General features: G+C 70.6%; 27 protein-coding genes, 2 pseudogenes and 1 riboswitch. Of the genes and pseudogenes, 6 read left to right on the top strand and 23 right to left on the bottom strand.

What is annotated here, in order from left to right; translation table 11 throughout:
• The first annotated feature begins 1 nt into the window (after position 1).
• The 5 genes from F3L20_RS07445 to F3L20_RS07425 all read left to right on the top strand — a co-directional run bounded on the left by F3L20_RS07445 (position 2) and on the right by F3L20_RS07425 (position 5,241).
• Positions 2–1,375: an aspartate aminotransferase family protein gene (locus F3L20_RS07445; protein WP_150153201.1), complete on the top strand. Its 1,374-nt coding sequence runs from the start codon at positions 2–4 to the stop codon at positions 1,373–1,375.
• 243 nt (positions 1,376–1,618) lie between these two features.
• On the top strand, positions 1,619–2,368 hold the full coding sequence (locus F3L20_RS07440; RefSeq protein WP_150153199.1) for an ABC transporter ATP-binding protein: 750 nt from the start codon (positions 1,619–1,621) through the stop codon (positions 2,366–2,368).
• Entirely contained in the window at positions 2,350–3,681 is a 1,332-nt protein-coding gene (locus tag F3L20_RS07435) for a hypothetical protein (protein ID WP_150153197.1), read from the top strand. Before F3L20_RS07440 ends, F3L20_RS07435 begins: the two co-directional genes overlap by 19 nt.
• A gap of 96 nt (positions 3,682–3,777) precedes the next feature.
• Positions 3,778–4,185: a VOC family protein gene (locus F3L20_RS07430; RefSeq protein WP_150153195.1), complete on the top strand. Its 408-nt coding sequence runs from the start codon at positions 3,778–3,780 to the stop codon at positions 4,183–4,185.
• Positions 4,186–4,542: 357 nt separating this feature from the next.
• Positions 4,543–5,241 carry an LAETG motif-containing sortase-dependent surface protein gene (locus tag F3L20_RS07425; protein ID WP_167534489.1) on the top strand — a complete coding sequence of 233 codons (699 nt, stop codon included), beginning with the start codon at positions 4,543–4,545 and terminating at the stop codon, positions 5,239–5,241.
• Positions 5,242–5,308: 67 nt separating this feature from the next.
• Here the strand turns inward: F3L20_RS07425 and F3L20_RS07420 are convergent, their stop codons facing one another.
• The 11 genes from F3L20_RS07420 to rpsB all read right to left on the bottom strand — a co-directional run bounded on the left by F3L20_RS07420 (position 5,309) and on the right by rpsB (position 16,365).
• Entirely contained in the window at positions 5,309–6,094 is a 786-nt protein-coding gene (locus F3L20_RS07420) for a maleylpyruvate isomerase family mycothiol-dependent enzyme (protein ID WP_150153193.1), read from the bottom strand.
• Between the two features lie 24 nt (positions 6,095–6,118).
• On the bottom strand, positions 6,119–7,138 hold the full coding sequence (locus F3L20_RS07415; protein ID WP_150153191.1) for an ABC transporter ATP-binding protein: 1,020 nt from the start codon (positions 7,136–7,138) through the stop codon (positions 6,119–6,121).
• The gene (locus F3L20_RS07410) at positions 7,139–8,740 is read right to left on the bottom strand and encodes an ABC transporter permease (RefSeq protein ID WP_150153189.1); all 1,602 of its coding nucleotides are present in this window, start codon (positions 8,738–8,740) and stop codon (positions 7,139–7,141) included. It abuts the gene before it with no gap.
• Positions 8,741–8,790: 50 nt separating this feature from the next.
• Positions 8,791–9,876, bottom strand: a complete 1,086-nt coding sequence (locus F3L20_RS07405) for a thiamine ABC transporter substrate-binding protein (protein ID WP_150153187.1) — start codon at positions 9,874–9,876, stop codon at positions 8,791–8,793.
• Positions 9,877–9,956: 80 nt separating this feature from the next.
• Positions 9,957–10,062: riboswitch (TPP riboswitch) on the bottom strand.
• A gap of 24 nt (positions 10,063–10,086) precedes the next feature.
• Complete coding sequence (gene rlmN / locus F3L20_RS07400) at positions 10,087–11,193, bottom strand: 23S rRNA (adenine(2503)-C(2))-methyltransferase RlmN (protein WP_150153185.1); 1,107 nt, start codon at positions 11,191–11,193, stop codon at positions 10,087–10,089.
• A gap of 198 nt (positions 11,194–11,391) precedes the next feature.
• On the bottom strand, positions 11,392–11,583 hold the full coding sequence (locus F3L20_RS07395) for a hypothetical protein (RefSeq protein ID WP_150153183.1): 192 nt from the start codon (positions 11,581–11,583) through the stop codon (positions 11,392–11,394).
• A gap of 136 nt (positions 11,584–11,719) precedes the next feature.
• Positions 11,720–12,844 carry a phosphatidate cytidylyltransferase gene (locus tag F3L20_RS07390; RefSeq protein WP_150153181.1) on the bottom strand — a complete coding sequence of 375 codons (1,125 nt, stop codon included), beginning with the start codon at positions 12,842–12,844 and terminating at the stop codon, positions 11,720–11,722.
• Positions 12,844–13,401 carry a ribosome recycling factor gene (frr, locus tag F3L20_RS07385; RefSeq protein ID WP_006136598.1) on the bottom strand — a complete coding sequence of 186 codons (558 nt, stop codon included), beginning with the start codon at positions 13,399–13,401 and terminating at the stop codon, positions 12,844–12,846. The genes F3L20_RS07390 and frr overlap by 1 nt, the downstream gene beginning before the upstream one ends.
• A 120-nt stretch (positions 13,402–13,521) precedes the next feature.
• Complete coding sequence (pyrH, locus tag F3L20_RS07380; RefSeq protein ID WP_150153179.1) at positions 13,522–14,280, bottom strand: UMP kinase; 759 nt, start codon at positions 14,278–14,280, stop codon at positions 13,522–13,524.
• 191 nt (positions 14,281–14,471) lie between these two features.
• Positions 14,472–15,308, bottom strand: a complete 837-nt coding sequence (gene tsf / locus F3L20_RS07375; RefSeq protein ID WP_145829895.1) for a translation elongation factor Ts — start codon at positions 15,306–15,308, stop codon at positions 14,472–14,474.
• 154 nt (positions 15,309–15,462) lie between these two features.
• Positions 15,463–16,365, bottom strand: a complete 903-nt coding sequence (rpsB, locus tag F3L20_RS07370; RefSeq protein ID WP_150153177.1) for a 30S ribosomal protein S2 — start codon at positions 16,363–16,365, stop codon at positions 15,463–15,465.
• Between the two features lie 365 nt (positions 16,366–16,730).
• Here rpsB and F3L20_RS07365 point away from each other — a divergent pair, with 365 nt between their 5' ends.
• Positions 16,731–17,414 carry a M23 family metallopeptidase gene (locus F3L20_RS07365; RefSeq protein WP_240810857.1) on the top strand — a complete coding sequence of 228 codons (684 nt, stop codon included), beginning with the start codon at positions 16,731–16,733 and terminating at the stop codon, positions 17,412–17,414.
• A 39-nt stretch (positions 17,415–17,453) separates the two neighbouring features.
• Here the strand turns inward: F3L20_RS07365 and F3L20_RS07360 are convergent, their stop codons facing one another.
• From F3L20_RS07360 to F3L20_RS07310, 12 genes and pseudogenes are all read right to left on the bottom strand, one after another.
• Complete coding sequence (locus F3L20_RS07360) at positions 17,454–18,011, bottom strand: TetR/AcrR family transcriptional regulator (RefSeq protein ID WP_150157253.1); 558 nt, start codon at positions 18,009–18,011, stop codon at positions 17,454–17,456.
• Positions 18,012–18,101: 90 nt separating this feature from the next.
• Positions 18,102–18,944 carry an RNA polymerase sigma factor WhiG gene (gene whiG, locus F3L20_RS07355; protein WP_145829897.1) on the bottom strand — a complete coding sequence of 281 codons (843 nt, stop codon included), beginning with the start codon at positions 18,942–18,944 and terminating at the stop codon, positions 18,102–18,104.
• 274 nt (positions 18,945–19,218) lie between these two features.
• A pseudogene (locus tag F3L20_RS34445) lies at positions 19,219–19,596 on the bottom strand (DNA-processing protein DprA); the annotation flags it as partial.
• 138 nt (positions 19,597–19,734) lie between these two features.
• Positions 19,735–21,498 (bottom strand): annotated as a pseudogene (locus F3L20_RS07350) (recombinase family protein); the annotation flags it as partial.
• 83 nt (positions 21,499–21,581) lie between these two features.
• Entirely contained in the window at positions 21,582–21,788 is a 207-nt protein-coding gene (locus F3L20_RS07345) for a hypothetical protein (RefSeq protein WP_150153173.1), read from the bottom strand.
• Positions 21,789–21,844: 56 nt separating this feature from the next.
• The gene (locus F3L20_RS07340; protein ID WP_150153171.1) at positions 21,845–22,363 is read right to left on the bottom strand and encodes a hypothetical protein; all 519 of its coding nucleotides are present in this window, start codon (positions 22,361–22,363) and stop codon (positions 21,845–21,847) included.
• Positions 22,364–22,667: 304 nt separating this feature from the next.
• The gene (locus F3L20_RS07335; protein WP_150153169.1) at positions 22,668–23,141 is read right to left on the bottom strand and encodes a hypothetical protein; all 474 of its coding nucleotides are present in this window, start codon (positions 23,139–23,141) and stop codon (positions 22,668–22,670) included.
• A 284-nt stretch (positions 23,142–23,425) separates the two neighbouring features.
• Positions 23,426–23,797: a hypothetical protein gene (locus tag F3L20_RS07330; protein WP_150153167.1), complete on the bottom strand. Its 372-nt coding sequence runs from the start codon at positions 23,795–23,797 to the stop codon at positions 23,426–23,428.
• On the bottom strand, positions 23,784–24,353 hold the full coding sequence (locus F3L20_RS07325; protein WP_167534487.1) for a hypothetical protein: 570 nt from the start codon (positions 24,351–24,353) through the stop codon (positions 23,784–23,786). Before F3L20_RS07325 ends, F3L20_RS07330 begins: the two co-directional genes overlap by 14 nt.
• Entirely contained in the window at positions 24,340–24,651 is a 312-nt protein-coding gene (locus tag F3L20_RS07320; protein ID WP_150153165.1) for a hypothetical protein, read from the bottom strand. The genes F3L20_RS07325 and F3L20_RS07320 overlap by 14 nt, the downstream gene beginning before the upstream one ends.
• A gap of 5 nt (positions 24,652–24,656) precedes the next feature.
• Positions 24,657–24,896 carry an NUMOD4 domain-containing protein gene (locus F3L20_RS07315; RefSeq protein WP_150153163.1) on the bottom strand — a complete coding sequence of 80 codons (240 nt, stop codon included), beginning with the start codon at positions 24,894–24,896 and terminating at the stop codon, positions 24,657–24,659.
• Complete coding sequence (locus F3L20_RS07310; RefSeq protein ID WP_161176287.1) at positions 24,893–25,108, bottom strand: helix-turn-helix transcriptional regulator; 216 nt, start codon at positions 25,106–25,108, stop codon at positions 24,893–24,895. Before F3L20_RS07310 ends, F3L20_RS07315 begins: the two co-directional genes overlap by 4 nt.
• Positions 25,109–25,620 lie beyond the last annotated feature (512 nt).

Genomic DNA, 25,620 nt, shown 5'->3' with positions numbered 1-25,620 from the left:
CGTGAGCACCGACAGCCCCAAGGACCTCAGCAAGTCCGCGTACGACCACCTGTGGATGCACTTCACCCGCATGTCCTCGTACGAGAGCGCGCCCGTCCCCACCATCGTCCGCGGTGAGGGCACCCACATCTGGGACGACAAGGGCAAGCGCTACCTCGACGGCCTCGCGGGCCTGTTCGTGGTGCAGGCCGGACACGGCCGCCAGGAGCTCGCCGAGACCGCCGCCAAGCAGGCGCGGGAGCTGGCGTTCTTCCCGGTGTGGTCCTACGCCCACCCCAAGGCCGTGGAACTCGCGGAGCGGCTCGCGCACGAGGCGCCCGGCGACCTGAACAAGGTCTTCTTCACCACCGGCGGCGGCGAGGCGGTGGAGACCGCCTGGAAGCTCGCCAAGCAGTACTTCAAGCTCACCGGCAAGCCGACCAAGTACAAGGTCATCTCCCGCGCGGTCGCCTACCACGGCACCCCGCAGGGCGCCCTGTCCATCACCGGCCTGCCGGCCCTCAAGGCCCCCTTCGAGCCGCTCGTCCCGGGCGCGCACAAGGTGCCGAACACCAACATCTACCGGGCGCCGATCCACGGCGACGACCCCGAGGCGTTCGGTCGCTGGGCAGCCGACCAGATCGAGCAGCAGATCCTCTTCGAGGGCCCGGACACGGTCGCCGCGGTCTTCCTGGAGCCCGTGCAGAACGCGGGCGGCTGCTTCCCGCCGCCGCCCGGCTACTTCCGGCGGGTGCGCGAGATCTGCGACCAGTACGACGTGCTGCTCGTTTCCGACGAGGTCATCTGCGCCTTCGGCCGGCTCGGCACCACCTTCGCCTGCGACAAGTTCGGCTACGTGCCGGACATGATCACCTGCGCCAAGGGCATGACCTCGGGCTACTCCCCCATCGGCGCGTGCATCGTCTCGGACCGGCTCGCCGAGCCGTTCTACAAGGGCGACAACACCTTCCTGCACGGCTACACCTTCGGCGGCCACCCGGTGTCGGCGGCGGTCGGCGTCGCCAACCTCGACCTGTTCGAGCGCGAGGGCCTCAACCAGCACGTGCTGGACAACGAGGGCGCGTTCCGCTCGACCCTGGAGAAGCTGCACGACCTGCCGATCGTCGGCGACGTCCGCGGCAACGGCTTCTTCTACGGCATCGAGCTGGTCAAGGACAAGGCCACCAAGGAGTCCTTCGACGCCGATGAGACCGAGCGCGTGCTGTACGGCTTCCTCTCCAAGAAGCTGTTCGAGAACGGCCTGTACTGCCGTGCCGACGACCGCGGCGACCCGGTCATCCAGCTCGCGCCGCCGCTGATCTCCGACCAGGAGACGTTCGACGAGATCGAGCAGATCCTGCGCGCGACGCTCACGGAGGCGTGGACCAAGCTGTAGGCCGACGAGCTGATCGCGGACGTAGGCCGTCCGAGGTACCGATCTTCCCTTTGAATGATCAACACCGGCCCCGGTGCCGCCCGTTCGAGTGAGAAACGGCGTCCCGGGGCCGCGTGCTGTCCGACCGCCCGCCACCGCCTGCCTAGCGTGCCCAGTGACCGATCGGCCCGCCCTTCGTTCCCCCGGACGGGGGATTAACCCGAAGAGCGCACGGCATTTCCGATCCGAACCGAGGTGTACGCCATGGTGGCCCCACCGGACAACGACGTGCTCTGGGCGCGTGCCCTGCACTTCCGGCACGACGACGGCTCACCCGGCCTGAGCGGGGTCTCGCTCGGCGTCCGGGAGGGCGAGATCCTCGCGGTCTCAGGCCCGCGCGGCAGCGGCAAGTCGACGTTGCTGCGCTGTCTGTCCGGCCTGGTGCCCGCGAACGACGGCGAGGTCTGGTTCAACAGCGTGCCGGTGCACACCATGGGCCCGGCGGCCCGGGAACGCCTGCGCCGCGACCGCTTCGGCTGGATCGACCCGGCGCCGGTCCTGGTGCCGGAGCTGAACGTCTGGGAGAACGCCGCACTCCCGCTGATGCTGCGCGGCACCGGACGGCGGCGTGCCAAGGTCGCCGCCCTGGAGTGGCTGGAGCGCCTCGACATCGGCGACCGGGCGCGCAAGCACCCGGCCGAGCTGACGCACGCGGAGCGCCAGCGCGCCTGCATCGCCCGCGCGCTCGCCCCCGCCCCCTCGGTGCTGTTCGCCGACGAGCCGACCGCCCCGCTGCACCGCGTCGACCGCGCCCACGTACTGCGCACGCTCACCACCGCGGCCCGCTCGCACGGCATCACCGTGGTCCTCGCGACCCACGACAGCCAGACGGCCGCGCTGGCCGACCGCACGGTCTCGCTGCTCGACGGGCGGTGCGTACGCACCGTGCACCTTCCCCCGGTCTCCGGACCGGCCGAGTCGGAAGGCCGGGCGGCGTGCTCGCTCTCCGTCTGAGCCTCGGGGCCCAGCCCGCCGTCCAGGTGCGCCGGCTCCTGGTCGCCGGTGCCTCGGCCGGTACGGGCTTCCTGCTGCTGAGCGCCCTGGGCCACGCGCTGACCCACCCGGACCCGTCCGCCTCCGCGCTGCGGCTGGCCTGGTGCGCGGCCCCGCTGGCGGCCACCGTGTACCTCGCGGTCGCGGTGGCCCGCACCGACCCGGCCACCCGGCCCCGGCCCGGTCTGTCCGCGGTCGGTCTGGGTCCGGCCAAGCTGATGGCGATCTCCGCCGCCACCACGGCCCTGTCCTGTCTGCTGGGTTCCGCGCTGGCGCTGCTCGTCTTCCTCCAGCTCCGGGGCGACCTGACGGGCATGCCGCTCGGAGGGGGCGCGAGGGAGTTCCTGGCCGCGGACCGCCCCCTGCCCATGCCGGCCGCGCTGACGCTGCTGGCCGTGGTACCGCTGAGCGCGGCGGCGGCGGTGGCGGTGACCCTGCGGCCGCGCGAGCCGGTCACGGGCGCGGGCCGGGCGGGCCGGGTGTACGGCAGGTTCGGCGCCTACCGGCGCACGCCGATGCTCGAATCCTTCGGCGCCTACGGGCGGTTCGGCCGCCAGCTGGGAGCCGCCGCACGCGGCCGGCGCACGGCCGGGGCGCCGGCCGGGGACCAGCAGGACGGCACCGGGGCCGAGTCCGCGGAGGGGGCCGGACCGGAGCCCGCCGACGGATCCGGTGCCGTCGTCCCGCCCGTCGTCCCGACCGCCGCTCCGTCCGGACTGCCGTGGGGCGTCACGGTGCTCGCGGTGGGTCTGGCGGTGGAGGCGCTGACGAGCCGTACCGGCTCCGGGGACGGCCCGGCGGCGCTCCTCGGGCTGGCCCTGACGTGCCTCGGTCTGGCCCTCGTCGGCCCCGGGCTCACCCATCTGTGCGGCAGGCTGCTGCAGGCGTTCCGCCCCGGTGCGCTGCGGCTCCTGGCCGGGCGGGTGCTGATGACGGAGGCCACGCGCATCGGCCGCCCGCTGGGCGTGGTGTGCGCGGTGGTGGCGGCCGCGTACGCCATGGCGTCGCTGCACGACCACGAGGACCCGTCCGCCGGTCCGCTCGTGGTCCTCGGCGTGCTGCTGGTGGCGGGCTGCACGGTGGCGACGCTGCTCACGGCGGCCGTCGAGGCCAAGCAGGCGCACTCCGGCACCACCGAGTCGCTGCGTCGCCTCGGGGCACCCGCGGCGTCCCTGCGCCGGGCCGCCGCCCTGCGCGCGGGCGCGCTGCTCGTCCTGTTCGGCCCGCTGACGGTAGCCGTGGCCGAGCTGTCGGCCTGGCCGCTGGGCGGCTGAGAGAAGTCGAAAGAACTTTCCCGGCTCGCGATGAGTTCCGTGCGACGGCCGGTCTACCCCCTCGAACGACACCGGATGAACGGGAGAGGCCCCGCCATGTACCAGCAGATGATCTTCGTGAACCTGCCCGTCGAGGACATCGACGCCTCGAAGAAGTTCTTCACGGCGCTCGGCTACGAGATCAACCCGCAGTTCAGCGACGAGTCCACGGCGTCCGTCGTGATCAGCGACACGATCATCGCGATGCTGCTGACCAAGGACAAGTACGCGCAGTTCACGAAGAAGGAGATCGTGGACGCCCGCACCGGCAGCGAGGTGCTGGTGGCGCTGAGCGCGGAGAGCCGCGAGAAGGTCGACGAACTGGTGGACAACGCCCTCGCGGCGGGCGGCACGACCGCCGGCGAGCCCCAGGACCACGGCTTCATGTACGGCCGCTCCTTCGACGACCTCGACGGCCACACCTGGGAGATCGTGTGGATGGACCCGGCCGCGGTGCAGGGCTGACACACCGCCACCGCGGCACGCCCGGCCCGGGCGGGCGCTCGGAAGAGCCCCGGCCCGGGCCGTCGTCATGACGGATCGGCGCGGCGTGCAACCAAGACCCCTCGGTCACCGTCTTCACAACTGCCGCTCCCCGCACGGCCGGTGACCGTTCCCGGCCGCGTCGGCCGGATCGGGCCGGTCCTGCGGGCGTTGAAACGTCCGGGTGGTTAACAAATAGGCAAAGCCCGGTCCCCCGGTAGGCATATGCGTTGACACTACTTATGCGGCGCTTATAGACCTGGGAGCCTCATGGGAGTGCTGAGCCTTCATCAACCCTCCCTCAACCCCCCGCATTTGCGCATCATGTAAAGGACAAACGTGGCAGTTCTGTCCGTATCACGCCGTTCCGTCACCCGCTCCGTGCGCGCCCTCGGTGTCGTCTCCGCGTCCGCGGCGCTCGCCCTCGGTGTCGCCGGTAACGCCGCGGCGTGCAACATCAACGAGTTCTCGGCCGCGGCGAAGTGCGACGGTGACAAGGGTGTCATCACCGTCACCGACGTCGACCCGGCCGGCGTCCCGGCCACCGTCACCGTGTTCCTCCAGAACAACGGCGCCGACATCAAGAAGGTCGGCGAGCAGGTGGTCAAGGGGTCCAAGGAGGGCACGACCATCACCTTCGAGGAGGACTGGAAGCCGAACGCCGTCTACCGCATCCACGTCTCGGCGAAACCCTACGTCGACGAGGACATCAAGCCCAACCTGACCACGCCGTCGACGCCGTGCAAGGAGGACGAGGAGGAGCCCCCGGCCCCCGAGCCCACGCCGTCGGTGACGTCCTCGGCCCCGGCCGAGGAGAGCGAGGAGCCGAGCCCGGCGCCGTCGGAGAGCGAGAGCTCCGTCCCGCCGGCCGACACCTCGGACAACGCGCCCTCCCCCGCCGGTGAGTCCAACCTCGCCGAGACCGGCGCCAACTCCAACACCGGCGTGATCGCCGGTGCGGCGGCCGCCCTGGTCGCCATCGGTGGCGGCGCGGTCTTCTTCGGCATGCGCCGCCGCGGGGCGAACAGCCAGCGCTGACGCCTCACGGAACCGCCCGCGGCCCGTCCCCTCCCCGGGGGCGGGCCGCTCGCCGTTCACCGGACGCTCAGCCGAACGAGGCCAGCTCCAGCCAGTGTTCGAGCACCTTGCGTTCGCCGAGCACCTCGACCCGGGGGTCGTCCAGCGTGATGCGGCGGTAGAAGGCGAGGAGCACCCAGGTGAGCGGCCCGCGCAGGGCGACCGTGGCCTTCTCGTGGCCGCGGCTCCAGGACACGCCGTCCTCGTCCAGCCGTATCAGCCACTCCGCCTCGGTGTCGGTGGCGTGCAGGTGGAGGGTGCGCAGCGGCCCGCGCAGCGCGTGCACCTCGTCGTCGGGCATCGTCCGCTGCGCCCACTCCACGATCTCCAGCCATTCGTCGACCGCGTCGGCGGCCACCTCGGGCGCGACCTCGTACGGCAGCCCGGCGGCGAGGGTGGCGTCCGCGCGGTGCACGGTCACCTCGTGCGTCATACGGCGGGCCCAGAATCCGGCGGTGTCGATCCCCGCCCAGCTCCACACCCGGGCGTCCGGTCCGGCCTTCCGCAGCGCGCCGACGACCAGCTCGCCGCTCTCCGCCAGCCAGGCGTCCAGAGCGGCGGCGTCCCCCCGGACCCCGGGCCCCTCGAACTCCGGCACGTCCTCCTCGGGGGTCTCCTCCACGGCCCCGGTGCGCACCATCAGGGCCACCCAGCGCAGGGCGCCTCCGAGGTGCCGTACCAGCTCCTCCAGGGACCAGTCGGGGGTCGTCGGGACCGCGCGGGACAGGTCGGCGCCGGACGTCACCACCGCCCTCAACTCACCGATCTGGTGGGCGATCTCCTGGCAGTGGCGCTCATGGGCGAGTCGTGTCATGCGGCTCACCCTAGGCAACGCCGATCAGCCGAGCACGGCGATTTCCGCGGCGTCGAACTCCACCCCGGTCACGTCCCCCGTTCCGGGTGCGTCCCTGAGCGCGCAGGCCGCCTCCAGCGGGGGCGCGCCCTCGGGCTGGAGGCGTACGGCGACGTGGGTGCCGCGGAAGGTGCGCGCGGTCACCGTGCAGCGCAACCCCTCGTCGGCCGGGACCAGACGGACACCGGCGGGCCGGACCAGCAGCGTGCGCGTGCCTTCGGGAGCGTCCTGCGGCACCGGGACCTTGCCCCAGGGGGTGACGGCGACACCGTCCGCGACGGCCGCCTCGACGACGTTCTCGAAGCCGAGGAAACGGGCCACGAAGGCGTCGGCCGGCCGCTGCCAGACCTCCAGCGGCGTGCCGGACTGGGCGATCCGCCCGTCCCGCATCACCAGCACCCGGTCGGCCAGCGCGAACGCCTCGCCCTGGTCGTGCGTCACGGCGAGCACGGTGGTGCCGAGCCGGCCGAACAGCTCACGCAGTTCGACGACGAGCCGCTCCCGGAGCGAACGGTCGAGCTGGCCGAGCGGCTCGTCGAGCATCAGCAGCCGCGGGCTGGGGGCGAGGGCGCGGGCCAGTGCCACGCGCTGCTGCTCCCCTCCGGAGAGGGCGGCGACGGCCCGCCGGGACGCCCCGGGGAGCCCGACCAGCTCCAGCAACTCGCCGACCTGCCGGGTCTGCTCGTCGCGCGGAAGCCCGTGCATGCGCAGCCCGAAAGCCACGTTGCCGCCCACGTCCCGCTGCGGGAACAGCTGATGGTCCTGGAACATCAGCCCGACCCCCCGCTTGTGCGCGGGCACGCCCGACCGGTCCTTCCCGTCGAGCAGCACCCGCCCGGCGTCCAGGGGCTGCAGTCCGGCCACCACGCGCAGCAGCGTGGACTTGCCGCTGCCGCTGGGTCCGAGCACGCAGACGATCTCGTGCTCGGCGACATCGAGGCCGACGGCGTCCAGCGCCGCCCGCCCGCCGAAGCGGACGGTCGCGTCCTGAAGGCTCAGCAGCATCTAGAACTCCCCGCTCCGGTCGGTCCGCAGCCGCTCCAGCACCAGCAGCGCCACCGCGCACACGATCATCAGGATGGTCGACAGGGCCATGGCCTGGCCGTAGTTGAGGTCCCCCGGCCGTCCCAGCAGCCGGGCCACGGCCACCGGAAGGGTGGGGTTGTCCGGCCGCGCGATGAACACCGTCGCCCCGAACTCCCCGAGGGACACCGCGAAGGCGAACCCGGCCGCGATCAGCAGCGCCCGCCGCACCAGCGGCAGGTCCACCTCACGCCACGCCCGCCACGGCGACGCCCCGAGCACCGCCGCTGCCTCCCGCAGCCGTACGTCCACCGCCCGCAGCACCGGCAGCATGGTCCGTACGACGAAGGGGACGCCGACCAGTGCCTGCGCCAGCGGGACCAGGATCCAGGAGGCGCGCAGGTCCAGCGGCGGCTCGTCGAGTGCGATGAGGAAGCCGAAACCCACGGTCACCGCGGACACCCCGAGCGGCAGCATCAGCAGCGCGTCGAAGCCGCGCACCAGCCGTCCCGCGTCCCGCCGGGTGAGCGCGACGGCGGCGAGACCGCCGATCACCACGGCGATCAGGGTGGCGGCGACGGCGTAGCGCAGCGAGTTGCCGACCGCCTCGATCGGCGCGACGAGGAACACTCCCCCGTCGCCGGCGGTCAGTGCCCGGTAGTACCCGAGGCCGGCGCTGCCGAAGGAGCGCTGCACCAGCACGGCGAGCGGCATCAGGAGCAGCACGGCCACCGTGGCGACGACCCCGCCGAGCAGCGCCCACTGTGCTGCGCCGCGCGGCCGGCGCGCGGTCACCGAGGGGTCGACGAGGCGCAGCGCGGTCTCACGGCGCCGTACGGTCCAGGCGTGCAGGACGAGGATCAGGCCGACGGCGGCGAACTGGATCATCGTGAGGACGGCGGCGGTGGACAGGTCGAAGAGGTCGGCGGTCTGCCGGTAGATCTCCACCTCGAGGGTGGAGAAGGTGGGCCCGCCGAGGATCTGCACCACGCCGAAGGAGGTGAAGGTGAACAGGAAGACCATCAGCGCGGCGGCCGCCACGGCGGGGGCGAGCGCCGGCAGCGTGACCGTACGCCAGGCGGTGAGACGGGAGGCACCGAGCATCCGCGCGGCCTCCTCCTGCCTCGGGTCGAGCTGGGACCACAGCCCGCCCACGGTGCGGACGACCACGGCGTAGTTGAAGAAGACGTGCGCGAGCAGGATCGCCCACACCGTGGTGTCGAGCCGGACCCCCCACAGCTCGTCCAGCAGTCCGCCGCGTCCGACGAGGGCGAGGAACGCCGTGCCGACGACGACCGTCGGCAGGACGAACGGCACGGTGATCACCGCCCGCAGCACCTGTTTGCCGGGGAAGTCGAAACGGGCCAGGACGTAGGCGCCGGGCAGCGCGATCACCAGGGTGAGGACCGTGGAGACGAGCGCCTGCCAGGTGGTGAACCACAGCACCTGGCGGATGCCGGACTGGGCCAGCACGTCCGCGATCCGCCCGGGCTGCCAGCCGCCGTCGGCCTTCAGCCCGCGGGCGACGATGGCGGTGACCGGGTAGGCGAAGAAGACCGCGAAGAACGCGGCCGGCACGGCCATCAGACCGAGCCGTGCCGCGTTCCGGCGCCACCATCCGCGCCGGCGCGGGCTCACTTCAGTACGAGCGAGGTCCACGACTTGACCCACTGGTCACGGTTCTCGGCGATCTTCGCCGGGTCCATGGTCTGCGGTTCCTTCGCCTGCGGCCCGAACTTCACAAACTCCTCGGGCACCTGCGCGGCCTCGCGCACCGGGTAGACGAACATGTTGAGCGGCATGTCGTCCTGGAAGGTCTTGCCGATCAGGAAGTCGAGCAGCGCCTTGCCGCCCTCGGGATTCCTGGCGTTGCTCAGCAGCCCCGCGTACTCGACCTGCCGGAAGCAGGTGCCCTCCGCGACCCCGGTGGGGGCGGTGTCGGGCTTCGGGTCGGCGTAGATCACCTCGGCGGGCGGCGAGGAGGCGTACGAGACGACGAGCGGCCGGTCCGCCTTGGCCTGCTTGCCGCCGGCCGAGCCGGAGAACTCCTCGTTGTAGGCCTGCTCCCAGCCGTCGACCACCTTGACGCCGTTGGCCTTGAGCTTCTTCCAGTAGTCCTGCCAGCCCTCGTCCCCGTACCGCGCGGCGGTACCGAGCAGGAAGCCGAGGCCGGGCGAGGAGGTGGCGGCGTTCTCCACGACCAGGAGGTCCTTGTAGGCGGGCTTGACCAGGTCGTCGAGGGTCTTCGGCGGGGTCAGACCCTTCTTCCGGAACCACGCCTTGTCGTAGTTGACGCAGACGTCACCGGTGTCGACCGGGGTGACCCGGTGCTTGTCCTCGTCCACCCGGTACTCGGGCAGGAGCTGGTCGGAGCCCTTGGCCTCGTAGGACTGGAACAGCCCGTTGTCGAGGGCGCGGGACAGCAGGGTGTTGTCGACGCCGAAGAAGACGTCGCCCTGGGGGTTGTCCTTGGTCAGGATGGCCTTGTTCACGGCCTGCCCCGCGTCGCCGTCCTCGAGGACCTTGAGCTTGTAGCCGGACTGCTTCTCGAAGGCGGCGACGACGTCCTTCGAGACGGCCCACGAGTTGTGACTGACGAGGGTCACGGTCCTGGAGCTCGTACCGCTGCCGCCGCCGTCGTCGCCGGACGCCCCGCAGGCGGACAGGGTGACGAGCCCCAGCCCGACGGCCAGGACGATGACCTTCTTGGTGATGTCCACTTGATTCCTCCTGGAGTGACCAGGAAGAGACGCGGCCCTGCCCAAAACCCCTGGTCGGGGTCCCGGGCAGGGCGCAACAGCTCGAGTGATGACCGATCTCCCTACCCAGAATGACCTGGGCCAGGTTCGGAGGGTCTGCGGCCGGTGCCGCACTCTCAGCGCTGTGGCGCTCCCCTGTCGGAATATGAAGATGTACGTACTCGGGTCACCCTACCGTTCGCTCGCGGCGAGCTGACCACACGCCCCGTCGATCTCCTGACCACGGGTGTCCCGGATCGTCACCGGCACACCGTGGGCGGCGATCGCCTCGACGAACGCCTTCTCGTCCTCGGGCCGGGACGCGGTCCACTTGGACCCCGGCGTCGGGTTGAGCGGGATGAGATTGACGTGCACGGGCCGCCCCTTGAGGAGCCGCCCGAGGCGGTCGCCTCGCCACGCCTGGTCGTTGATGTCCCGGATGAGGGCGTACTCGATGGACAGCCGACGCCCCGACCTGGCCGCGTACTCGAAGCCGGCGTCGAGCACCTCGCGCACCTTCCACCGCGTGTTCACGGGGACGAGGGTGTCGCGCAGCTCGTCGTCGGGGGCGTGCAGCGAGATGGCGAGGCGGCACTTGAAGCCCTCGTCGGAGAACCGGTGGATGGCCGGCACCAGGCCGACCGTCGACACGGTGATGCCGCGCTGCGACAGCCCGAGACCGTCCGGCTCGGGGTCGGTGAGCCGGCGGATGGCGCCGACGACCCGCTTGTAGTTGGCGAGGGGCTCGCCCATGCCCATGAACACGATATTGCTCAGCCGCGCGGGCCCGCCGGGCACCTCGCCGTCGCGCAGCGCCCGCATCCCGTCCACGATCTGGTGCACGATCTCGGCGGTCGACAGGTTCCGGTCGAGCCCCGCCTGACCGGTCGCGCAGAACGGGCAGTTCATGCCGCAGCCGGCCTGGGAGCTGATACACATGGTGACCCGGTCCGGGTACCGCATCAGCACGGACTCGACGAGCGTCCCGTCGAACAGCTTCCACAGCGTCTTGCGGGTCGTCCCCGCGTCGGTCGACAGATGCCGTACGACGGTCATCAGCTCAGGAAGCAGCGCCTCCTGCAGCTTCCCGCGCGAGCCGGCGGGGATGTCGGTCCACTGCTCCGGGTCGTGCGCGTACCGCGCGAAGTAGTGCTGCGAGAGCTGCTTGGCACGGAACGGCTTCTCACCGACCGCGACAACCGCCTCCTTGCGCTCGGCAGGCGTGAGATCGGCAAGATGCCGCGGCGGCTTGTTGACTCCGCGCGGCGCGACGAATGTAAGTTCTCCGGGCTTAGGCATGGCTGTACCAGTGTCGCAGATCCAGATGGGTGACCTGCGGGTGCCGACGGCCACACCGGCCGGCGGCGCTCGCCAGGGCGCTGCCGGAGGACCTCGGTGCGGCCCGGTCACGGCCTGGCGAAGATCACCCGCCGACTGCCCGCACCTCGCCGGCCTGGGCGGCGAGCACCGTACCGGTGAGGACAGCGACATCCGGACTCAGGACTGCGCCGACTCCGTGCGAGCCACGCGGCGCCGGCGGACGTGACGCAGGACGACGTAGATGATCGCGGCGAGCTGGGCGAGGAACAGCACGGTGCCCTCCAGCGGCCCCATCCTGCCGCCCAGTGCGAGCAGCGCCGCCGCGAAGACCGCGACGACCAGCAAGAGATTGACGATCAGACCACGCATGGTGTTACCCCCCAGGGTGTGAACGGTTGCCCCCGGGGGTCATGATCGCAGGCCATGATCGTCATGTACACAGTCAAGCCGACGGGCCCCCGTCCGCGGGGGACGAGGGCCCGTTCAGACCGGCGGGGGGTGGGGCTCAGCTCGAGCCCACGAAGATCACCAGCAGGAGCCAGACCACCGGTGCCGTCGGGAGCAGGGAGTCCAGCCGGTCCATGATGCCGCCGTGGCCCGGGAGCAGGGTGCCCATGTCCTTGATGCCCAGGTCACGCTTGATCATGGACTCACCGAGGTCACCCAGCGTGGCGCTGGCGGCGACCGCGAGACCGAGCAGGAGGCCCTGCCACCAGACGCCGTCGTCGATCAGGAACTGCATGCACAGCGCGCCCGCGACCATGGAGAAGCCGACCGCTCCCAGCAGGCCCTCGCGGGTCTTGCCGGGGCTGATGCGCGGGGCCAGCTTGTGCTTGCCGAAGCGCCAGCCGACCGCGTAGGCGCCGGTGTCGCTGACGACCGTGAGCAGCAGGAAGGTCAGCACCCGCCACGGGCCGTCGTCGGCCCTCAGCAGCATCGCGACGAACGTCGCCAGGAACGGCACGTAGAACGCCGCGAAGACACCCGCCGTGACGTCCTTGAGGTAGCCCTCGGGCGGTGCCGTCATACGCCAGACGAGGACCGCCAGCGTGGTGAGCGCCATGGCGACCCACGCGCCCTCCGCGCCCCGGGCGTACCCGGCGACGACCATCGCCGCGCCGCCGATCGCCAGGGGAACGAGGGGCGCCTTGATGCCCTTGCGTTCGTCGAGCCGCTTGGTCAGCTCCCACAGGCCGACCACGACGGCGACGGAGATCACCCCGACGAAGACGGCCTTGACGACGAACAGCGACGCGACGATCACCGCGCCGAGTCCGACGCCTACGCCTATCGCGGCACCGAGGTCGCGCCCCGCGCTCTTCTTGTGCGGTGCGGGTGCCGGCTGCGGGGCGGGGGGCATGGGCTCCGGATTCTGCGGCACCTCCCCCGGCAAGGGGCGGGCCCGCGTCGGCTCGTCACGGAACAGGGGGCCGCTCAGCCGAGCAACCCCCCGGTCCGCATCCTGGTCTCCGCCGTGTTCGGGTACGTCGGGCACGATGGGCATGGGCCGCGTCTGCTGTGCTTGGTGCGCATCGTACGCGGGACCCGCCGGGACAGCTCCCCGGCCGGGTCCGTGCTCGGACGGCCCCCAGTACCCGGTCTGCGGCGTCCCCCAGGAAGAGTCGTTCATCAGACCTCGAGCAGCTCCGCTTCCTTGTGCTTCAGGAGCTCGTCCACCTGGGCGACGTACTTCGCCGTGGTGTCGTCGAGTTCCTTCTCCGCACGGCGGCCCTCGTCCTCGCCGACCTCGCCGTCCTTGATCAGCTTGTCGATGGCTTCCTTGGCCTTGCGGCGGACGGAGCGGATCGAGATCTTCGCGTCCTCGCCCTTGCCCTTGGCGACCTTGATGTACTCGCGCCGGCGCTCCTCGGTCAGCTCGGGGAACACCACCCGGATGATGTTGCCGTCGTTGCTCGGGTTGACGCCCAGGTCGGAGTCACGGATCGCCTGCTCGATGTTGCGCAGCGCGCTCTTGTCGAACGGGGTCACCACGGCCATGCGCGGCTCGGGCACGGAGAACGAGGCCAGTTGGTTGATCGGCGTCGGCGCGCCGTAGTAGTCGGCCACGATCTTGTTGAACATCGCCGGGTGCGCACGGCCGGTACGGATCGCGGCGAAGTCCTCCTTGGCGACCACGACGGCCTTCTCCATCTTCTCCTCGGCCTCGAGGAGGGTCTCTTCGATCACCACTTGCTCCTGCGTGTCTTGAGTAGGCCCGGCTGCGGTTCCTGGTCGGGGCGGCGGCCGGCTGCGTCGCGTCTTCTTCCTGCACGGTTCACGACCGGCAGGACATTGTCCATCCCCCGGTCAGTTGTGCCCGGCGTCGTCGCCCACCAGCGTGCCGATCTTCTCACCCTTGACGGCGCGGGCGATGTTGCCCTCCTTCAGGAGTTCGAAGACGACGATCGGCAGGCTGTTGTCCCGGCAGAGCGTGACGGCCGTGGCGTCGGCGACCTTCAGGTTCCGGGTGATGACCTCGCCGTAGCCGAGGGCGTCGAACTTGACGGCGTCGGGGTTGGTCTTCGGGTCGGAGTCGTAGACCCCGTCGACACCGTTCTTGCCCATGAGGAGCGCCTCGGCGTCGATCTCCAGGGCCCGCTGCGCGGCGGTGGTGTCGGTGGAGAAGTACGGCATGCCCATACCGGCGCCGAAGATGACGACGCGGCCCTTCTCCAGGTGGCGCACGGCGCGCAGCGGGATGTAGGGCTCGGCGACCTGACCCATGGTGATGGCGGTCTGCACGCGGCAGTCGACGCCTTCCTTCTCCAGGAAGTCCTGCAGGGCGAGGCAGTTCATCACGGTGCCGAGCATGCCCATGTAGTCGGAGCGGGCTCGGTCCATGCCACGCACCTGGAGTTCGGCTCCGCGGAAGAAGTTGCCGCCGCCGATCACGATGGCGATCTGCGCGCCGTCCCGTACGACGGCCGCGATCTCACGTGCGATGGCGTGCACCACGTCGGGATCGACGCCCAGGCCCCCGCCGCCGGAGAAGGCCTCTCCGGACAGCTTCAGCAGAAACCGGCCGCGCACTTTGCCGTCGTCGCTTTTGTCAGCCTTGGTGGTCATGGTCGAATCCCGCCTCTTTCACCTGTTGCACATACGAAGAAGGCCATTGCCGGTGGGGCGTGGTTCGCATCCCATGCGGCAATGGCCTCCTCGTCAGATCTGCTGTCGTCCGGCACGCGCGCGTGCGTGGACGCGTGTCCGAACGACTGCTGTCGACCCTATCGGGGTCGCGCGCCCGTCGCGGTGCGGACTCAGATGCCGACCTTGATGCGCGTGAAGCGCTTCAGGGTGACACCGGCCTCGTCCAGGATCTTCTGGACGGACTTCTTGTTGTCCAGCGCGTAGGGCTGGCCGAGCAGCGTGGCGTCCTTGAAGAAGCCGTTGAGACGACCCTCGACGATCTTCGGCAGGGCGGCCTCGGGCTTGCCCTCGGCGCGGGTGGTCTCCTCGGCGACGCGGCGCTCGGACTCGACGACCTCGGCCGGCACGTCCTCCTTGGAGAGGTACTTCGGCGCGAAGGCGGCGATGTGCTGGGCGACGCCCTTGGCGATCTCGGCGTTCGGCTTGTCGAGCTCGACGAGCACACCGATCTGCGGGGGCAGGTCGGGCATCGTGCGGTGCATGTACGCGGTGACGTAGCCGCCGGCGAACTGCGCGAAGCGGTCCAGGACGATCTTCTCGCCCAGGTTGGCGTTGGCCTCGTCCACGAACGCCTGGACCGTCTTGCCGGCCTCGATCTCGGACGCGAGCAGCGCCTCGAGGTCGGCCGGGGCGGTCTTGGCGACGTGCTCGGCGATGGCGGTGGCGACGCCCTGGAACTTCTCGCCCTTGGCGACGAAGTCCGTCTCGCACTTCAGCTCGACGAGGACACCGGAGGAGTTGTCGTCGGCGATGATCGAGACCACGGCGCCGTTCTCGGCGGAGCGGCCCTCGCGCTTGGCGACGCCCTTCTGGCCCTTGATGCGCAGCGCCTCGACGGCCTTGTCGACGTTGCCGTCGGCCTCGTCCAGCGCCTTCTTGCAGTCCATCATGCCGGCGCCGGTGAGCTCCCGGAGCTTCTTGACGTCGGCGGCGGTGTAGTTCGCCATGAGTCTGTGAATCTTTCTCGAAGTCTGGAGGATCGAAGATCAGCGGGGCCGGGCCGCCGCGCGGGCGGCTACCGGCTCTCCGCCGACCTACGGGTGAACGGCGGGAGCGGACGTGATGTCACCGCTCCCGCCGTCATCGGCTCGGACGGAGCGGTCAGGCCTGCTCGGCCGGGGTCTCCGCGGCGGGGGCCTCGGCAGCGGGAGCCTCGGCAGCGGGGGCCTCGGCGGCGGGAGCCTCGGCCGGCTTCTCGCCCTCGGCGGCCGGAGCGGCCTCCTCGCCCTTCTTCTCACCCTCGAGCAGGTCGCGCTCCCACTCGGCCAGCGGCTCGCCGGCGGCCTTCTCGCCCTTGCCCTCGGTGGCGACACCGGAGCGGGAGATGAGGCCCTCGGCCACGGCGTCGGCGATCACGCGGGTGAGCAGGGTGACGGAGCGGATCGCGTCGTCGTTGCCCGGGATCTTGTAGTCGACCTCGTCGGGGTCGCAGTTGGTGTCGAGGATGGCGACGACCGGGATGTTGAGCTTCCGGGCCTCGCCGACCGCGATGTGCTCCTTCTTGGTGTCCACGATCCAGACGGCGCTGGGCACCTTGGACATCTCGCGGATACCGCCGAGGGTCTTCTCCAGCTTCGCCTTCTCGCGGGAGAGGACCAGCAGCTCCTTCTTGGTGAGGCCGGAGGCGGCCACGTCCTCGAAGTCGATCTGCTCGAGCTCCTTGAGGCGCTGCAGACGCTTGTAGACGGTCGAGAAGTTGGTGAGCATGCCGCCCAGCCAGCGCTGGTTGACGAAGGGCATGCCGACGCGGGTGGCCTGCTCGGCGATGGCCTCCTGCGCCTGCTTCTTCGTGCCGACGAACATGACCGTGCCGCCGTGGGCGACGGTCTCCTTGACGAACTCGTAGGCGCGGTCGATGTACGACAGCGACTGGAGCAGGTCGATGATGTAGATGCCGTTGCGCTCCGTGAAGATGAAGCGCTTCATCTTCGGGTTCCAACGACGGGTCTGGTGACCGAAGTGGACGCCGCTCTCCAGCAGCTCCCGCATCGTGACGACGGCCATGGCCGTATCTCCTTGAATTTCTCGGTTGTGCCGCGGAAACCGGACGGCTTCCGCGCCTGACGCCCGCGACGCGCCGTGCCACGAAGGACCGAGGGGCGCTGACACCGGGCCACGGCCGTGACCGGTCCCGATGTCGGGGCGTGCGAAGTCGACCCGGTGGCCCGGGTCGCCACCAGAAGTGTACGGGACCTGAGGGGTGCCGGGTGACGCCGATGTCCACAACCCGGGTGGCCGTCCACAGGTCCCGGCGTTGATCGCGTCCTCGGGGGACGCTTTGCGCCATGCGACGACGTGGTGGGCGACGAGGACGAAGTGAGCGGTGCGGCTGGACCCGGCGGTGCCTGCGGTCGGCCCTGGTGGTGGCCATGACCCTGACGGCACTGCTGGCCCCACCCCCGTCCCGGCTGTTCGCGATGGCGGCGGGGGGCGGGGGCGAGAAAGTGCGGGTGGCGTCGGGCGGGGCCCCGGCACAGGCCGGGGGCGAGCCGACGCCGACGGCCCGGAGCGGGACGGAGGCCAGGGCCGGAGGCAGACCCTCACCTGTCGCCCCGGACGGCCCCGGGCCGCCCCCGCGCCGTGCCGGCGGCGACTCCGTAGTCGGCCGCGCGTGGCCGGTCGGGGTGCGCCCGCGGGTGCTGCGCGGCTGGGAACCCCCGGCGACCGTCTACGGCGCCGGACACCGCGGCGTGGACCTGGCCGCGGCGCCGGGGACGCCGGTGCGGGCCGTGGCGGACGGCCGGGTGTCGTTCGCGGGCCGGGTGGCCGGAAAGGGCGTCGTCTCGGTGGAACTCGCCGGCACCGGTGAGCCGCCGCTGCGCACCACCTACGAACCGGTCCGCGCCTCGGTGACCGAGGGGACGGAGGTGGCGGCGGGCGAGGTGATCGGCACGGTGGAGGCCACCGGCTCCCACTGCACGGCCCCGTGCGCGCACTGGGGTCTCCTGCGCGGCGACACGTACCTGGACCCGCTCAGTCTGCTGCCCCCGTGGCTGCTCGACCGGGGTCCGTCGCGGCTGCTCCCGGTGCTCGGGGTGCCACTGCCGGAATGAGCGCCCGCACGGGATCTCCGCACCCGGCGTCGGGCGGCCTCAGCCCCGGACGCCGTCCAGCGCCATCGAGACCGCCGCCCGCGTGATCACGTCCGGGTGCTCCGCCGCCCCCAGTTCGATGCGGCGCACGGCGGCGTCCACCACGCCCTGGAGCAGCATGGCGGTGAGCCGGGGCTCGGCGTGACCGAGGTCGGCGAGCGCCTCGACGATCATGGCGATGAGACCGCCGTGGGCCGCGCGGATCTTCTCCCGCGCCCCGGCGTCGAGTTCGCTCGCGGAGATCGCGACGACCGCGCGGTGCCTTCGGTCCCCCACCAGCTCCAGCTGCTTGCGGACGTACGCCTCGATCTTGCCCTCGGGACCGTCGGCCTGCGCCATCGCCGCCTCGACCTCGGCCGCCCACACCGGGAAGTCGGCCTCGCACAGTTCCTCGACGACGGCCGCCCGCGAGCGGAAGTACTCGTAGACGGACGACCGCGCGAGGCCGGTGCGCTCGGCGAGGGCCGGGAAGGTCAGCGCCTCCGTACCGCCCTCGGACAGCAGGGAGCGTGCCGCGTCCAGCAGGGCGGCTCGCTGCATCGACCGGTGCTCGGCCACGGAGGCCGCTCGAATCCTTGGCACGTCGTCCACTTTACGGACGCCCCGGCCATGGCGGCCAGGGATTCGGCGGGCCGGTCCCCGCCGGGCTCAGCGGCCGAAACTCGCCAGCTTGGCGCGCAGCTGCAGCACGGACTTGGTGTGGATCTGGCTGACCCGGCTCTCGGTCACGCCCAGGACGTTGCCGATCTCGGCGAGCGTGAGGCCCTCGTAGTAGTACAGGGTGACCACGGTCTTCTCGCGTTCCGGCAGCGTGTTGATGGCCCGCGCCAGGAACCGGCGCAGCTCACGGTCCTCGGCCACCTCCACGGGGTTGTCGGCGGCGGTGTCCTCGAGGGTGTCCATGAAACTGAGCTGGTCACCGCCGTCGCCGCCGACGTGCAGCAGCTCCTCCAGGGCGACGACGTTCGCGAGCGAAAGCTGGCTGAACACCGCGTGCAGCTCGGCCACCGTGATGCCCATCTCGCCGGCGACCTCGTGCTCCGACGGGGTGCGCCGCAGCCGTGCTTCGAGGGTGGCGTAGGCACGCTCCACGTTGCGTGCCTTCTGCCGCACCGAGCGCGGGATCCAGTCCAGCGCGCGCAGTTCGTCGATCATCGCGCCCCGGATGCGCGTGATCGCGTACGTCTCGAACTTGATCTCGCGGTCGACGTCGAACTTCTCGATCGCGTCGATCAGCCCGAAGACCCCCGACGAGACGAAGTCCGCCTGCTCGACGTTGGGCGGGAGTCCCACGCTGACCCGTCCGGCGACGTACTTCACCAACGGCGAGTAGTGCAGGATCAGCTGCTCCCGCAACCGTTCGTCCCCCGTCGCCTTGTACGACCGCCACAGCTCGTCGAGCGTCGAGGGAGCGGGCGGCCGCACGCTGCCACCGTCGCGGGCGGCTGGGGGGATCGCCGCCCGGTCGGACCCGGAGGTGTGCTGGGGCATTCGTTGCCTAGTGCCGTTCTGCCGTGGGCTGGTGCTGCCTGTGAGCGTCGTCTGTCCGATGTCTGTTCTGGCCTGTCCGTGTCTGGGTCCTCGTGAGCGTAGCGTGACTGTGGCGTCGCGGTGCGCGAAGAGCGAGGGCCCGGCCGTGCGCAGATTCGTTCCGGGGGCCGCTCCCGCGGGGCACATCCGTCGCTCAGCGTGATCACCCGGATACCCCAACTGACGTATTTTCCAAGGCGTGTCGGGGTTCCCCCGGACGGCCGAACACGCTGCGTCAGCGAGACTCGGCGTCACCCCGGACCGAGATCACCGCGTGGCGCGTCAACTTCCAGCCGTCGCCGTGTCGTTCGACGTAGCCAAGTGCTCGTAGTTCGTACAGTCTCGCGATCGCGTCGTCCGGGGCGGTCTGGGCGGTGCGCGCGATCTCGTCCGGGCGGGCCGCCCGGCGGGCCGGCAGTGCGGCGAGGACCTGGCGGACCTCCGGGTCCAGCAGGTCGCGGGGCAGCACCGGTCCTCTGCGCTCCGGCGCGAGCTCCCCCATGTCGCCGACCAGTTCGACGATCTCGGCGGCGTCGGTGACCAGCACGGCGTCCTGCCGCAGCAGTTCGTGCACCCCGGCCGAGAGGCCGCTGGTGGCCGGGCCCGGGACACCTGTTTCTGCGGACACCGCTTCTTCCCCGGCCCCGGTGAAGACGCGCGGGTCCACACGGCCCTCCACCCGCAACGGCGGGACCAGCGGCGGCGTCCACACCGGCTGGCCCTCGTCGGGCAGGGCGGCCATGACCTCGTCCCAGACCCCGCAGTTGCGCCACGTCTTGTACCGGGAGTGGATGCCCTTCCACAGCCCGAACCGCTCGGGCAGCTCTTCCCACAGGCACCCGGTCCGCGCCTTGTAGAACATCGCATCGAGCATCACGCGGCCCGGTCGGCATCTGTGGCTCGGCGGCTCCCACGCCTTGACGATCGGCTCGACCCGGGCCCACGCCTCGTCGGTCAGCTCGTCCGGCACCAGCCGACCGCGCCCGGTGAACCAATCCCGCATCGAGCACGCCAGCCCCAGGCGCGGCTTCGGGATCTCGCCCGTAATGGTGACCCTCACGTCCAGGAGCGCCAGCACCTCCGACTGCTCCGCCGGGTCCATGTCGGCCAGCCGCTCACGGGCGACAGCAGCCAGGGCAGCAAGGTCCCGGGCGCGCTGCTCGGTGGCCTCGGTCTCCTCCATCCACGCGGCGGCCTCGTCGCGCATCGCCTGAAGCTGCTCGACCTCTTCGGTGAGGGCGCGCGTGGCCGCTTGCAGGGCGACCGCCGGAAGCCCTGCCTTGGCGTAGTCGGTGACCAGCTTGGTCAGTGCCCCGGTGCGTTCGGTGATCCGGCGGTCCAGGTCGGCGATCCGGTCGGCGTGGTTGGTCTGCTCGCCAGCCGCCATCCCGACCCACTCCGCCGCCATCGCCCTGAGGCGGTCCGGGTCGCCCAGCAGCTTGACCACGTCAGCCCACACGGCAGCCTCGACAGCGTCGGCGTCCACCATGTCGCACGAGCACACCGGGTCCCCCGGGTACTTCGCGGCCCTGCCGGTGCAGCGGTACCACCGCCCCGGACGGCCCGAGCGCTTCATGCCGACGTAGTGCGCGCCGCAGTGGCCCACGAGCCGCTTCGACAGCGGGTAGCCGTGGGGCCTCGGCTTGGGCTTGCCGTTGCCGAGTCGGCCCATCGCCGCACTCAGGTCGGCGGCCTCCTCCGGCGTGAAGATCGGGTCAAGCTGGATGGTGACCGTCGCGCCGTGCTTCGCGGTGCCGTCCTTGTTGAGGGCCGCGCCGTGGCCAGCGTGCGCCCGCTTCGGGTTCCGGAACGTCACCACCCCGCGCAAGGTCGACTCGCTGATGAGCTTCCCCCGAAGGTTGGAATGCGACCACGGCTTGCCCGACCGGGTGAACATCTCCAGCGCGTTGAGCCGCTGCGCCATCTCGCGCGTGTTCATCCCCTCCTCTACGGCCATCTTCCGGGCTGCCTGCAAGATGGCGGCCTCATGCTCGTCGATCACCAGGAAGGAACCGCGCTTGCCCTTGCCCTCGATCCGGTAGCCGTACGGGGGCGCACCGCCGGGCCACCCGCCTGCCTCAGCTTTCTTCTGCAGGCCGCCTTGGGTGCGCTCGCGGATTAGGTTGTACTCCATCTCGGCGATGGCGGCGTACTGCTGCAACATGAACTTGCCGTGGGTGGTGGTGGTGTCGATGTCCTGGGTGACCGACACGATCGCGGTGTCGAGGTCTTCGAGCTGCCAGATCCACCGCCAGAACGCGCGCCCCGTGCGGCCGACCCGGTCGAACTTGTGCACCACGACCACGTCAACCAAGCCGGCCTTCACGTCGGCCATCAACCGGTCAAAGCCGGGGCGCTTGGTCAGGGAGCCACTGACGCCCTCGTCCCTGTAGACGTCGTGCAGCCGCCAGCCCTTGTTCTCGACGTACGCCCGGCAGGCGTCGTCCTGAACGTCCAGGCCATAGCCGCGCGTCTGCTCCTCGGTGCTGACCCGCTCCAGAATGGCGGCCCTCATGCTTTGCTGGTTCACGCTGGGTTCCTCTATCTCTCAGCACTTCGGCCCGGCCGGGGCGGCATCCCCGGCCGGGCCCGTTCGTCTTAACGAGTGAAGTCGGCGGTGCACTCGGCCCAGACGAAGTCGCCGGTGATCTCGTCGGCGGCCACCTCACGCACCCGGAGCTGGCAGACGCTGGGGTCGGGCACGTCCTGCCGCGCCTTGTCGGCGAGCTTCTGGATCTTGGCGCGGTCGAAGGACTGGGCGGTGACCATGCGCCCGGCCGCGTTGCGGTACTGGATCTTGAACACTGGGGCTCCTCTCGGAGCCGGGCGGCCTGAGCCGACCGCCCGGCGGTGCGGGTCGGTCAGCCGATCAGGGCGAACTTGGTGGTGGTCTTGGTCGCGCCCTTGGCGTCGGTGTAGGTGAAGGTGTCGCCCTCGACGGTCCCGGTGCGCTCCCAGCGGCCGACCTTGGCGGTGACCTGCTTGGGCTTGCGCGGGGCGGCCTTGCGGGCGGCGCGCTCCTCGGCCTTGCGAGCCTTCTCGGCGGCCTTGGCCTCGGCGCGCTGCACGCCAGCGGTGACCATGTGGGCGAAGGCGTACCGGCTGGCGTGCTTGGCCGCGCTGGCGCTGGTGGCCACCCCGCCCTCGCTGCGGCGGATGTCCAGGCCGAGGGCACCCCACTTGATGAGGGCCGACTTGAGCTTGGCGTCGTGACCCGGGGCGAACTGACGCTTGGTGGTCGCGGTGCAGCCGGTGGTCAGGACCTCGAAGTCGCCGCTCTCCAGGTCCGCGTCCGTCAGGTCGGCGGGCAGGGCGTCGTACGCGGCGCACTCGCAGGGCTTCAGCTCGTCGGCCTGGGCGGTGGTCTTGTTGGCGGCCATTTTGCGCTCCCGAATTCTCACTCCCGAATTCCCGGCGGAATTGCCAGGAATTCAAGGAAATCACGGGATTTGCGCACAACACAATTTCTGAAATTTGGCCGAATCTAAAAAGGCATCCGGCATGGGTGTGGCAGCACCTCTTTCCGCACCGCCATTCACGGCAAGTGATAGCCGCCTTTTGTCACCGCTCGTGACGGCCGACTGTGACTGTGGCAGTCACAGCCACCCCCGGCCCGGCCCCCGTGCCCGGGCACGCCCCCGGTGGTGGGGGGTGTCCGGGCGGCTGCCACAGTCACAGTCACAGTCACGAGTCGTGACCGCCGGCCTCAGGTCGGCTGACCGTGTCGCGCGGGACTCGCACGCCGGGCGGCAGGCCGAGGGCGCTGGCGTCGGCCAGCTCAGCCGGGCGCGAACCACCCCTGATCTGTCGGGTCTTGGTGGCGAAGTAGGCCACCTCCCCCGCCGTCCAGCGCACGACCTTGTAACCCGCCCAGACCCCTGCGCCGACGACCAGCCCGCCGGGCAACGGGCCCAGCTCGTGGACCGCGTACGCCCCGCCAGCGGCCACCGAGTTCACACCCAGGACAGCCCAGGGCAGCCACCGCCGAGGACGCCGGACGACCGTGCCCGCGCCGACAGTCTCGACCTTCGGCCGACCGGCCTTGGTGAGTCCCGCCCGGCGCTTCGCCTTGGTGTCGTGTGTGTAGTTCGCGCCGAAGCTGACGCGCTTTCCGTCGCGTGTTTTGAATTCCGGCCGGAACGCCTTGGTGGCGGGCATCGGTGGTCCCTTCCGGCCACCCGCCCCGCGTGCTTTTCTGGAGTGGGACCGGTGGCCTCGGAGGTCATTGGGTTGGAAGGTGGACCCCGGAATTCGCTTGGCGGTGAGATCCGGGGTCCATCTGTGTGGATCGGGTGGACCCGGGTTGCTGGGTCGTCAAGATCGGGCGGACCCGGTCGGTGCGTGGTCGGCAAGATCCGCCCGGATCTCCGGCGGACCGAGAGGCGTCATCCGGATCAGGAGGGCTGACGCCTCTGTCAGGTGCCGATCTGGCTGCGGATCTCCTACCGACCGCCGCGCACCCGGGCGGCCGGGCTGGACTCGTCCACGATCTCGGTCCGGCCGTCGGCCCAGGTCCGGATCACGCCGCCCGTGATCGGGTCTCGCCGGTCGCTGTAGGACTCGGCGGCCTTGAGGGCGTGGTGGTTCTCGCGCCCGATCCCGGCGGCCTTGCGGATCTGGTCCGCCTGGTCCTCGGTCATCGAGCCGTCCCCGGCCACCGATCCGCCCCGGATCACTGCCGAGTCCAGCGGGGTCCGGTCGCTGCGGTAGTGGAAGCTGCCAGGTCCCGGGCGCATGGCGCGGATCTCGTCCACGCTCGGGCCCTCCGGGGTCATCGGGCCCTGCACGACCTCGCCGAAGTCACGGTTGCTCATCGCTGTTTTCCTCCTGTGTCTGCTGCTTGATAATTTGGCGTGCCTCTTCGCTGTCGAATGCCACGCCGTGCTGCGCTTCGAATCCGTCAACCACCTGAGTGATGGTGTCGCGCAGGTCCGTCAGGAAGTTCTTGGCGTCTTCGACGGTGTCGTCTTCGGTGATCTGCGGCTTCATTCGCATATACGACTGCGTCAGGTCACTGATCGCTTTGGAAGCGAACGCGTAATCGCGGTAACTGGTCGACGCGTCGAGATAGGCAATGGCGATGGCCACCCGGTCTGCCAGCGACTCGGCCAGGCCCGCCTGTCTCAGGTTGAGGTCGGTGATTCGAGCCTTGAGGGCCTTTTCCGTCTGGGTGCGATCGAAACTCAAGCCGTTGCGCTGGGCAATTCGAGACACTGTGGCCGGGGCAACGCCGGTCATTCGCGCGATCTCATTGCGGCCAAATCCCTGACCGATCAGGCGGACCACTTCCCACGCGCGACCCTGAACCGGACCGGCTCCGGCTGACGCCTCTACCTCGTTGCCGACGTCGCCCGGTTCACGCTTCGGCATCGGCCAGCCTCAGCCCCGGGTCACCCGGCTCCCAGTTGGCCACCCAGTCCGCGATCTTGGCCAGGTCCGCCAGCGCTTCCGGCGTCTTGCACCGGTCGACCATCTCGACCAGCTCGCGCATGGTGGCCACCTTGGCGGCGTCCAGCTCCCGCCCCTTGACCAGAATCGCGTCTTCACCCGGCTGGCTGAGGGTCAGCGTGTTCGTCCCGTGGCTGTCCACTTCCCACCCCTCAACTGGCGCGACCTTCTGTCGTCCGAGGTGCTTGCCGACGAGCCACGTCCCGGGTTCCGCTTCCATTCGCGTCACAATTCCTCCTCCGGAAACGCCTTGGCCACCAGCAGATGAACTCGTCGGACCCGCATTCTTCCGTCCCAACACATCAACCGGACCGTCGGAAATCCGTCTCGGTCCTTTCGGGTCTTGAGTGTCCGCCCTCGGGCGTTCGATCCCCAGCTCCGCACTTCTCCGAAGTTCGACACCTCATAGATCAGGTCGAAACCCGGAATCTTGTGCCACTCCTCGGTGATGACCGGCTGGCTCATTCGGTCACCTCCTCCAATTCACATCCGAGCGCCCTCAGCAGAAGCACCATGTTCACGCCGTTCGGTGCGTGCCGGTCGTTTTCCCAGTAGCTGATGTACAAGCCGCTGAGCCCCATTCGGGCGGCCACCTGCGCCTGCGTCAGCCCACGCTTTGAACGGGCTTCTTTGAGCTTCTGGCCTGAGAACACCGGGCTCGTCTTGGCCCTGTCCATACCCCAATTAAAAGCCCCACATATGGGCCTCTGAAATACCATGCCGGGGTTGCTTTAACCGCAAATAGACGGCCCGCTTCTCGGGGTGTTTCCTGGGATCTGTGCAGGATGGTGCGGGCCACCTCCCGCCGCCCGATGGGGGTTCGCGCCCGGTCAAGTTGGCTCCGCCTTGACCGGGCCTCCTCCTCAGGTCGAGGCCACGCGCCCCCCTCATGACTGCGACCCCAACCAAGCCTCCGGCGGTGGTTGGGGTCGCTTCATGTCGGTGGCAAGGTGACCGCCGGCCTTCACCGGACCCGGGCGCTCTCCCGGGGGCCACCGCCTGCGGCAGGCCGCCGCGCCCTGGTGTCGTCCCGGCCTCCGGCGGTATCCGGGAGGGCCTGGGGGCCCGTCCCGGGGCCCTCGTGCCGCCCGGCCGCTCTCGTGCCCTCCGGGATACCGTCCGCGGCCTCAGCCCTCTTGACCCGCCAAAGCCTGCGCCGACGAGGCCACTCCTCTGCCGCCGGTCCGCA

The sequence above is a fragment of the Streptomyces tendae genome (genome assembly GCF_008632955.1).
In the GTDB taxonomy this organism is placed as follows: domain Bacteria; phylum Actinomycetota; class Actinomycetes; order Streptomycetales; family Streptomycetaceae; genus Streptomyces.
The sequence above is the reverse complement of the archived record's forward strand: the minus strand, read 5'-3'. Positions and strand labels throughout refer to the sequence as shown.